The sequence below is a fragment of the Phenylobacterium sp. 58.2.17 genome, from assembly GCF_026411515.1.
In the GTDB taxonomy this organism is placed as follows: domain Bacteria; phylum Pseudomonadota; class Alphaproteobacteria; order Caulobacterales; family Caulobacteraceae; genus Phenylobacterium.
Genome location: NZ_JAPMTQ010000035.1, coordinates 39066 through 48397, shown reverse-complemented (window position 1 = coordinate 48397; position 9332 = coordinate 39066). Strand labels below are relative to the sequence as shown.

The 9332-nt window shown below is 69.6% G+C and carries 9 protein-coding genes and 1 pseudogene; 1 reads left to right on the top strand and 9 read right to left on the bottom strand.

Features of this window, described 5'->3' with window-relative positions:
• The 4 genes from ftsA to OUA97_RS17895 all read right to left on the bottom strand — a co-directional run.
• Positions 1–1143: cell division protein FtsA (gene ftsA, locus OUA97_RS17910; protein ID WP_267233396.1), on the bottom strand; the 1143-nt coding region annotated here is incomplete at its 3' end.
• A gap of 23 nt (positions 1144–1166) precedes the next feature.
• Positions 1167–2081, bottom strand: coding sequence for a cell division protein FtsQ/DivIB (locus OUA97_RS17905; protein WP_267233397.1), 915 nt, complete (start codon positions 2079–2081; stop codon positions 1167–1169).
• Complete coding sequence (locus OUA97_RS17900; RefSeq protein ID WP_267233395.1) at positions 2047–2994, bottom strand: D-alanine--D-alanine ligase; 948 nt, start codon at positions 2992–2994, stop codon at positions 2047–2049. Before OUA97_RS17900 ends, OUA97_RS17905 begins: the two co-directional genes overlap by 35 nt.
• Positions 2991–4355 carry a M20/M25/M40 family metallo-hydrolase gene (locus OUA97_RS17895; protein ID WP_323690954.1) on the bottom strand — a complete coding sequence of 455 codons (1365 nt, stop codon included), beginning with the start codon at positions 4353–4355 and terminating at the stop codon, positions 2991–2993. The genes OUA97_RS17900 and OUA97_RS17895 overlap by 4 nt, the downstream gene beginning before the upstream one ends.
• 347 nt (positions 4356–4702) lie before the next feature.
• Here OUA97_RS17895 and OUA97_RS17890 point away from each other — a divergent pair, with 347 nt between their 5' ends.
• Positions 4703–5365 carry a PEPxxWA-CTERM sorting domain-containing protein gene (locus tag OUA97_RS17890; RefSeq protein WP_267233393.1) on the top strand — a complete coding sequence of 221 codons (663 nt, stop codon included), beginning with the start codon at positions 4703–4705 and terminating at the stop codon, positions 5363–5365.
• 116 nt (positions 5366–5481) lie between these two features.
• Here the strand turns inward: OUA97_RS17890 and OUA97_RS23480 are convergent.
• The 5 genes and pseudogenes from OUA97_RS23480 to murG form a co-directional block, all read right to left on the bottom strand.
• A pseudogene (locus tag OUA97_RS23480) lies at positions 5482–5529 on the bottom strand (hypothetical protein); the annotation flags it as partial.
• A gap of 11 nt (positions 5530–5540) precedes the next feature.
• Positions 5541–5909 (bottom strand): histidine phosphatase family protein, encoded by a 369-nt coding sequence (locus OUA97_RS17880; protein ID WP_267233392.1) that lies wholly within the window; start codon positions 5907–5909, stop codon positions 5541–5543.
• Between the two features lie 4 nt (positions 5910–5913).
• On the bottom strand, positions 5914–6822 hold the full coding sequence (gene murB / locus OUA97_RS17875) for a UDP-N-acetylmuramate dehydrogenase (RefSeq protein ID WP_267233391.1): 909 nt from the start codon (positions 6820–6822) through the stop codon (positions 5914–5916).
• Positions 6819–8231, bottom strand: a complete 1413-nt coding sequence (murC, locus tag OUA97_RS17870; RefSeq protein ID WP_267233390.1) for a UDP-N-acetylmuramate--L-alanine ligase — start codon at positions 8229–8231, stop codon at positions 6819–6821. Before murC ends, murB begins: the two co-directional genes overlap by 4 nt.
• Complete coding sequence (murG, locus tag OUA97_RS17865; protein WP_267233389.1) at positions 8228–9325, bottom strand: undecaprenyldiphospho-muramoylpentapeptide beta-N-acetylglucosaminyltransferase; 1098 nt, start codon at positions 9323–9325, stop codon at positions 8228–8230. The genes murC and murG overlap by 4 nt, the downstream gene beginning before the upstream one ends.
• Between the last annotated feature and the right edge of the window lie 7 nt (positions 9326–9332).

Below are 9332 nucleotides of genomic sequence, written 5' to 3'. Positions count from 1 at the left end.
GTGCGGCACCCGGCGCGGGCGGCCCAGGCGCACCGGGCGGTCAAACACCCGCACGGCGACTTCGCGCACGCCGGCCAACTGGCTGGCGCCGCCGGTCAGCACCAGGCCGGCCCCGGCCTCGACCGGAGCGCCCGACGCCTTCAGGCGATCGCGGAGCAGTTCGAGGGTCTCTTCCACCCGCGGGGCGATGATGCCCTTGAGCAGGGAACGCGGCGCGATGACCGGGCCCGCGCCCGGATCGTCGCCGCGCGGCGGGGCTTCGATCATCTCGCGGTCCTCGTTGGCCGAGGCGATCGCCGAACCGTGCAGGGTCTTGATGCGCTCGGCTCCCGCGACCGAGGTCGACAGGCCGCGGGCGATGTCGGCGGTGACGTGGCTGCCGCCGACCGGCAGAGTTTCGACGTGGATCAGGCTGCCGCCGGAGAATACTGCGGCCGAGGTCGAGCCCCCGCCCATGTCGATGCAGACCGCGCCCAGGTCCATCTCGTCCTCTTCCAGGGCCGCGAGCGCCGAGGCGAACGGCGCGGCGACCACGCCTTCGAACTGCAGGTGGGCGCGCTCCACGCAGGCGCCGAGCGTCTGGTAGACGGCCTCGCTGACGGTGACGACCAGCAGCTCCACGCCCAGCGAGCGTCCGAACATCGCGCGCGGATCGCGGATCGCGGCCTGGCCGTCGACGCTCCAGGCGACCGGCAGGATGTGGGCGGCGCGGCGGCCCGGAATCTTGATCTGGCCCAGGGCCTGTTGAATGGCGCGGACAAGGTCGCCGTCCGAAATCGGGCGCGCGCCCAGCGAGACGCGGCCGGCGATACGGTGGCTGGCCAGCTGGCCGCCGGCAGTGGCGACGGTGACGCCCTGGACCTGCACGCCCGCCACGTTCTCGGCCCGCTCAACGGCTTGGGCGATGGCGTCGGAGGCCTCGTCGAGATTGATGATCGCCCCGCCGCGCACGCCGCGCGACTGCACGTAGCCGACGCCCGCCGCCGTCAGGGTGCGGTCGCCGCGACGCACGCCCTCCGGCTTCATGATGAAGCAGGTGACCTTGGACGCTCCAAGGTCCACGGCCGCCACCACAGGCTGGCGGCTGAGCGCGGCCTTCAGGCCCTCGCGGCTTTCCTTGCGTTCCTCAACCCGGGTCGACAAGTCCGTACGTCCTTCCTTCAGTCTCACGCGCCGTTGGCGACCAGTTGGCCCGGCAGCACGCCGTCGCGCGGGCGCACGGCCACCACGGTCGGATCGCGCAGGTCGATCCGCTCGAAGCCCAGTTCCAGAATGCGCGAGCGTTGATCGAGCTGTTCGAGCTGGATCAGGGCCGCGCCCTCGTCGACCGCCGGCAATTGCACCAGCGATCCGTCCTTCATTCTCAGGTCCCAGCGGCGGCCATCGACGCGCACCAGCGCCTCGGTCCGCTCGGCCAGGCGCGGCCGCGCCGCGACTTCCGGCAGAATCGCCGCGGCCGCCTCGTTGGCGCCGGCGCCGACGATCAGCGGCAAGGTCGCAAAGCGGCCGGGGTCGGCCTCTGGAATGACCCGGCCGGTCTCGTCGATGACGTGGCTGCGCCCGCCGTTCTGCCAGACCGCCATCTGGCGGCGCTCGACCACGGCCAGGACCAGGGTGTCGGGCAACAGGCGCACGACGCGCGCTTCCTTGACCCAGCCCACAGCTTCGACCCGCTGGCGGATCGCTTCGAGGTCCATGCCGACGACCGGCTCGTCCTGGTAGACGGCGGCCGCGCGCAGGATGTCGGCGGTCGCCATTTCGGATGCGCCCTCGACGTGGATCGCCTTCAGCTTGAAGCCGAGGCCGGCGAACTGGCCGGCGATCGCCGAGCCCATGGAGGCGCCCAGTTTCTCCCCGCGATGGCCCGTCGTCATGGTCACGGTCAGCGCGATCGTGACCACGCCGGCGGCCGCGATCAGCGCATGCCAGGGCGAGAGCCCGACGCCGCGGGCGGCGCCCAGCTTGCCGGGCGCGTACGCCGCCCCCGGCTTTCTGGCGCGGGGGGCGGACTTGGTGCTAGCGGGCGCTTTGGCCCGGGGCTTCGCTTCAGCTCGCGACTCCCCCCGCATGGCCGCGGGCATACGCATCCTCCGTGATCCAAAGCACTAGACGGTCGAAATCCACCCCCTTGTGAGCCGCCTGCTCGGGCGCGAGCGAGGTCGGCGTCATGCCGGGCTGGGTGTTGACCTCCAGAAGGACCAGAATGTCGTTAATGTCGTCATAACGAAGATCAGACCGGGTAACCCCCCGGCAACCAAGCGCAGCATGCGCCAGCTCGGATAATTCCAGCGCCTTTTCAAAGGCATGCTGCGGAATATCGGCCGGAACGACGTGCACGGAACCGCCCTGCGCGTACTTTGCTTCGTAATCGTAAAATTCGGTCTGCGGGATGATGTCGGTGACGCTCAACGCCTTGCCGTCCATGACCGCGACGGCCAGTTCCCGGCCGCGGATATAGGGTTCGATCATCACCTCCTCGCCGAAGGTCCATTGCGGCGAGACCAGCTCCTGCGGCGGGCGATTCGCACCCTCGCGGACGATGAACACGCCCACCGAAGATCCCTCGGCGTTGGGCTTGATCACATAGGGCGGCGCCATCACGTGATCAGCCGCCGCGACATGGCGGTTGAACAGCCCGCCCCCGGGCACAGTGACCCCGGCCGCGGCCATCACCGCCTTGGCCTTGGCCTTATCCATCGCCAGGGCGGAGGCCAGCACGCCCGAATGGGTGTAGGGGACCTTCAGGGTCTCCAGGACGCCCTGGACGCAGCCGTCCTCGCCCCACTCCCCGTGCAGGGCGTTGAAGACCACGTCCGGCTTCAGGGCGGTCAGCACCTGGGCCAGGTCGCGACCGGCGTCGACGTAGGTGACCTTGGCGCCCAGGCGTTCGAGCGCGGCGCCGCACTCCTTGCCCGACGACAGGCTCACCTCGCGCTCGGAAGAAAGGCCGCCCAGCAACAGGGCGACATGGTGTCCGGATAGGGGAAGGCTCACTGGCTCGCGCTCGCAGTCTTGCGGAAGTCGATATCGCTGTCCGCCACGGTGTAGACGAAGGCGGCCCAGACGGCCACGTTCTGCGCGAGCTCCCTGGCGTCGACCTTGTCCAGCGTGTCGTCCGCGGAATGGTGCAGATCGAAGTAGCGGCTGGCGTCCTGCTGCAGCTCCACGACCGGCGCCCCGAGGCGCTTCAGCCCCGCCACGTCGGCGCCGCCGTCGCGGGCCGGGTCGCGCGAAATGATCACCCGCAACGGGTTCACAGCGGCGGCGAAGGCCCTCATGGCCGGGTGCTCGAGGCTGCCCGCCGGCAGCTTGGCGTTGAAGATCTCGCCCGCGCCCAGGTCGCTCTCGCCCGCGACGATCATGTTGGGGACCTCGGCCTTGTTGGCCTCGGCATAGGCCGCGCCTGAGCCGCCCTGCTCCTCGGCGCCCCACATCACCACGCGCACCGTTCGACGCGGACGCTGCGGCAGGTCGGCGATCAGCTTGGCCGCCGCCGTGGTGATCCCGATGCCAGCCGCGTCATCCACCGCGCCGGTGCCGGCGTCCCAGGAATCCAGGTGCCCGCCGATGACGATGATCTCCTCCGGCTTCTCGCGGCCGGGAATCTCGCCGACCACGTTGTAGGCGGGAGCCTTGGCGCGATAGGTCGAGGCCATGGCCAGCTTGATCCGCACCGGCTTGCCACGTGCGACCATGCGCTCCAGCAGTTCGGCGTCGGGCGGCGACAGCGCCGCCATCGGAATCCCAGAGATCGCCGCGCCGCCGCCATGTGGCAATCGGCTGTCGTCGGTCGAGATCGAACGCACCAGATACGCCACCGCCCCACGCTTGGCCGCCTCGACGCCGCCGGAGCGGGCGCGCACGGCGCCGGCATAGCCGCGGATGTCCTGCGTGCGACGCATTGGCTCGGTGACCACCGCGATCTTGCCCTTCAGCGCGCCAGGCGGCTGGGCCAGCATTTCGTCATAGCTGCGGAACAGCGCGATCTCGGCCTCCAGGCCGCCAGGGGGCGTGGTCGCCGATCGGCCGAGCCCCAGGATCTGCAGCGTCTGAGGGAACGGCGCGACCACCTCGGCGGACTCAGCGCCGCGCAGCCAGGACTCGGTCTCGAAGGTTTCGACATGAACGTTTTCGAATCCGAGCGCCTTCAGCTTGGCAACGCCCCAATCACGCGCCCTATCCATGGCGGGCGAGCCCTGCGGGCGGGCGCCGACCTCGGTGGTCAGCGATTCCGTCACGTCCCAGGCGGTGCGGTCGGTCAGGGCCTTGTCGCGGAGCGCGACGGCGGTGAGTGCCAGATCGGCGGCGTGGACCGCGTTGGCGGAGACCAAGGTGGCGGCGACAGCCGCTAGCAAAGCAATGCGCATCCGCGGCGGGTGCCTTTCGTCGGGAAGCCTGTCAAGGCGCCCCCACCTCGCGGTCCTGTCCACGTCCTGCCGTTCGACCTCGCGCCTCACGCATCGGTTGAAGAAGCTCAACCCCGGATCGCGTTAACTATCCTCACAAGTGAATCCTTCGACGAATACTATGGCTTCCCAGAATTTCGCCCTTCGGAATGGCCAAGCTTTTACTGGGGTGAATCCCCGACAATCTCTATTCCCGCTTGTAAATGCGACGTAACGCCGCTACCAGTTAACCAAGGTCGTCGGGTTCGGCGTGACCTGCTCGGGTCATTGAGAGGTTCCAGATGAAGGCGCGCTCCATGGGGGTCGCCGCCACAGCGATCCTGTCGCTTGGCGCGGCCTTCGCTCCCGCTGTCGCGGCTACAATCCTATTCACCGATTTCGCCGATGTCTGGTCGGCCCCTAACAGCGCTAATGCCGCCAGTTCAGACGACGCGACACGAGCTCGCGCGCCTTGGGACACGGTCGGGACGGCTGACGGCGCACAGCGGCTCGACATCGGAACCTTTCCCGGTCACGAGGCCAGGATCAGCAATGAGGCGATCACCAACGCCGCCGCCACGGGCATCGTCGACGGCGTCGATCCGGGCGCGCGCAACTTTGTCTATGGTGTCGACCAGGGCACGTCGGGCTGCGCAGAGCGCGGACGCGACTCTGCCGCCCCTGACGGCTGCGAGGTCCAGGCTACGTCGCTGAAGACGGCCGAGTTGGTGAAGATCGACGGCAAGTACTACGCGCTCGACATTTCGGGCCTCGTCCATGACGGCAACCCGGTCGAGGAGTTCCGGACCCGAGAAAAAGACGACAGCTCGGCCGAGTTGCGCGCTCAACTGCGCCTCGTTTCGGCCGCGGTGCCCGAGCCGGCGAACTGGGCGATGATGATTGTCGGCTTCGGCGTCGCCGGGGCCGCCGTGCGGGCCGGCCGCCGCCGCAACATTCTGGCCACCGCCCCCTCGGCCTAGGGTTCGATCACCCGCCACTCGGCGTCCGCGGCGACCACCAGCGCCGCGCCCAGCGTCAGCGCGCGCCAGAACGGCATCGGATCAAGGCCAAAGCGCAGACTGGCCCACAAGGTCATGACGCGCCCATGCGTCACCGCCACCAATGTCTGCGATGGATGCGCGGCGAGCTGCCGTTCTAGGGCGCCGGCGAAGCGCGCATGGGCCTCGTCGGCGCTCTCCTCCCCATCACGACTTCACGCGGCCGGGCGAACATCTGGCCGACGGCGGCCTGGAAGCTGACGGCGTCCGTAAACGGACCTTCGTCGTTGCGTTGCTCGCCCAGCCCGGCATCAAGCTCGGCGAGGAGGCCGAACGCGCCGGCGATCACGGCGGCGGTCTCGACGGCCTTGGGCTCGAGGCTGGACACCACGGCCGAGGGCGAGAAGTCCGCCAGCTTGCCGGCGATGCGCGCAGCCTGGTCGCGTCCCTCAGGCCCGAGCGCCCATTGCGAGGGCGGCGTCCCGGGCTCCAGGCGCGGCGCGCCGTGTTTGACCAGGATCAGCAAGCGGTCAGGCCGTTCGGCCGATCCGCTTGATCTCCCAGTCCAGCTCGATTCCCGTCTTGGCCTTGACATCGGCCCGCACGGCCTCGCCCAGCCCCTCGAGATCGGCCGCGGTGGCTTCGCCGGTGTTGATCATGAAGTTGGCGTGCAGCGGCGAGAACATCGCCCCGCCGAACGGCTTGCCGCGCCAGCCGGCCTCGTCGACCAGCTTCCAGGACGAATGGCCCGGCGGGTTCTTGAAGGTCGAGCCGCCGGTCTTCTCGCGGATCGGCTGGGTGGTCTCGCGGCGCGCGGTGATCTCGGCCATGCGCGCCTCGACGGCGGCCGGTTCGTCCGCACGCCCCTGGAACACCGCCTGCATCCAGATCACCTCGCCTGGCGGGACGGTGCTGTGGCGATAGGTGTAGCCGAAGTCCTCAAGCGAATAGCTGACGATCTCGCCGCTGCGGTCAAAGCCCCAGGCCGAAACCAGCACGTCCTTGGTCTCGCTGCCGTAGCAGCCAGCGTTCATGGTCAGGGCGCCGCCTATGGTGCCGGGAATGCCGGCGTAGAATTCCAGCCCCGCCAGGCCGGCCTTGGCCGCCGCCTTGGCGACCATGGCGTCCAGCGCCCCGGCGTCGGCGATGACCCAGCCCTCCTCCTCGTCGATCGAGATCTCGGCGAAAGCCTTGCCGGCCAGTCGGATCACGACGCCTTCGACGCCGCCGTCGCGGACGATGACGTTGGAGCCGACGCCCAGCACCGTGACCGGCACGTCGGCCGGCAGCGCCGCCAGGAAATCGCTCAGGTCGGACTCATCAGCCGGCAGGAACAGCACCTCAGCCGCGCCGCCGACGCGGAACCAGGTGAACGGGGCGAGCGGCTCGTCGCGCAGCAGGCGGCCGCGTACCTGGGGCAGGTTGTCTCGCCAGCTCATCGGTTCAACGCCTCAAGCTGCCCGGGCAGCGCGTGCGCCCAGACCGTAATGTCGCCCGCGCCCAGGCAGACCACCAGGTCGCCCGTCCTGGCCTCCTCGTGCACGATCCGTGCGAGGTCGGCCGGGCTTTCCAGCGCCAGCGCCCGGCGATGGCCGAACCGGCGCAGCCCCTCGACTAGGCCGTCCCGATCGGCGCCGGCGATCGGGCTCTCGCCCGCGGTATAGACGTCGGCCACGATCACCGTATCGGCGTCGTTGAAGCAGCCGCAGAACTCGTCGAACAGGTCGTGCAGGCGGGTAAAGCGATGCGGCTGGACCACGGCGACGACACGCCCCTCGGTCACCGCGCGCGCGGCCTTCAGCACCGAGGCGATCTCGACCGGGTGGTGGCCGTAGTCGTCGATGATCCGCACGCCGTTCGCCACGCCGGTCGTAGTGAAGCGGCGCTTTACGCCGCCGAACCCGGCCAAGCCCTTGCGGATGTCCTCGTCGGACACGCCCAGTTCCCGCGCCACTGCGATCGCGCCGGTGGCGTTCAGCACATTGTGCTGGCCCGCCATCGGCAGGTGCAGGTTCTCCAGCCGCGTCGCCGGCCCATCCTGCGGCGCGAACACCGCGTCGAACCGCGAGCCGTCCGGCCCCATGCTGACCTTCTCGGCGCGGACCTCGGCCTGGGGGTTGGTTCCATAGGCGATGACCCGGCGATTCTGCACCCGCGCGGCCATGGCCTGGACTTCCGGATGGTCGGTGCAGACGGCCGCAAAGCCGTAGAACGGCACGTTCTCCACGAAGTCCTGGAAGGCCTTCTTCACCGCTTCGAAGTCGCCGTAGTGGTCCAGGTGTTCAGGATCGATGTTGGTGACGATCACGCAGGTCGACTTGAGCTTCAGAAAGGTGCCGTCGCTCTCGTCGGCCTCGACCACCATCCAGTCGCCCTCGCCCACCTTGGCGTTGGTGCCGTAGGCGTTGATGATCCCGCCGTTGATCACGGTCGGGTCCAGCCCGCCAGCGTCCAGCAGGGCGGCGACCATCGAGGTGGTCGTGGTCTTGCCGTGGGTGCCGCCGACCGAGACCGAGTACTGAAGCCGGGTCAGTTCGGCCAGCATCTCGCCGCGGTGGACCAGCGGCAGGCGCTTCTCGCGGGCGGCGACCATCTCCGGGTTGTCGGCCTTGATCGCGGTCGAATAGACGATCGCCGAAGCGCCTTCGACATTGGCTGCGCCCTGGCCGATGAACACCTTCGCGCCCAGCTTCTCCAACCGCTCGGTGTTGGCGCTGGCCTTGGCGTCGGAGCCCTGCACCGTGTAGCCGATGCGCAGCATGATCTCGGCGATGCCGCTCATGCCGATGCCGCCGATGCCGATGAAGTGCACGGGGCCGAGGGCGAAGGGGACGGGGCGCTTGTTCATTTTTGGACGGCGGTTCTCTCGACCAGGTCGGCCAGGCGTTCGGCCGCATCGGGCTTGGCGATGGAACGGGCGCCGGCGGCCATGCGCGCCAGGCGGTCGGGGTTGGTCAGCAGCTTCTGCAGGGCGCTCGCCATCGTTTCGACGGTCAGTTGGCTCTCGCGGGCCACTTCCGCGCCGCCGGCCTCGGTCATGACGCGGGCGTTCTGGCCCTGGTCGTCGTCAAGGGCGATGGCCAGCGGCACCAGGATCGCCGGCTTGCCGGCCACCGCGAACTCGCAGACCGACCCGGCGCCGGAGCGGCCGATAACCAGGTGGGCGTCACGTAGGCGTGTGGCCATGTCGCGGAAGAAGGGCGCGATCTCAGCCCGGACCATCGCGTCGGCATAGATCCGCCGGGCGTTGTCCATCGACTCCTTGCGGGTCTGCTGCTGGACATCCAGCCGGTGGCGGAGGTCCTCGGGCAGCTTCTTGATCGCCTCGGGCATCAGTTCGGAGAGCAGTCGCGCCCCCTGGCTGCCGCCGGTGATGAGGATGCGGATCGGGCCTTCGGCGGTTGGCGGCGTATAAGGATAGTCAGCCAGGGCGCGGATGTCGGGCCGGATCGGATTGCCGACGACGACGGCGTTCTCGGCCACGCGGCCCGGTGCCTTCTGCAGCACCGGGAACGCGCAGGCGACCGCGCGGACATGCCCGGCCAGCCGGCGGTTGGCGCGGCCCATCACCGCGTTCTGTTCGTGCAACAGGGTCGGCCGGCCCTGGGTGATGCCGGCCAGCAGGCCCGGCACCGACGGATAGCCGCCGAAGCCGACGACCACGGCCGGGTCGATCCGGGTGAAGGCCGCGCGCGCCTGCATCACGCCGCGCACGATCGCCACGCCCGCCTGGGCCATGCCGACCACGTCGCCGCGCTGGAAGGTGCGGGCCGACAGCCCGATGCGCTCCTCGGCCGGAAAGCTCTCGGCGAACGCGGCGGCGCGTTCGTCGGAGGCCAGCACGATGCGCCATCCACGGGCGATCAGCGCCTCGGCCAGAGCCTGTGCGGGAAACAGATGCCCGCCGGTTCCCCCGGCGGCGACGACAGCGATCTTGCGCATCACGAGC

What these genes read in the sequence shown, in the direction of transcription:
- OUA97_RS17905 (WP_267233397.1), bottom strand. Translation starts at nt 2,081, where the DNA reads ATGCCCGCGGCCATGCGGGGGGAGTCGCGAGCTGAAGCGAAGCCCCGG.
- OUA97_RS17890 (WP_267233393.1), top strand. Translation starts at nt 4,703, where the DNA reads ATGGGGGTCGCCGCCACAGCGATCCTGTCGCTTGGCGCGGCCTTCGCT.
- murB (WP_267233391.1), bottom strand. Translation starts at nt 6,822, where the DNA reads ATGAGCTGGCGAGACAACCTGCCCCAGGTACGCGGCCGCCTGCTGCGC.
- murC (WP_267233390.1), bottom strand. Translation starts at nt 8,231, where the DNA reads ATGAACAAGCGCCCCGTCCCCTTCGCCCTCGGCCCCGTGCACTTCATC.
- murG (WP_267233389.1), bottom strand. Translation starts at nt 9,325, where the DNA reads ATGCGCAAGATCGCTGTCGTCGCCGCCGGGGGAACCGGCGGGCATCTG.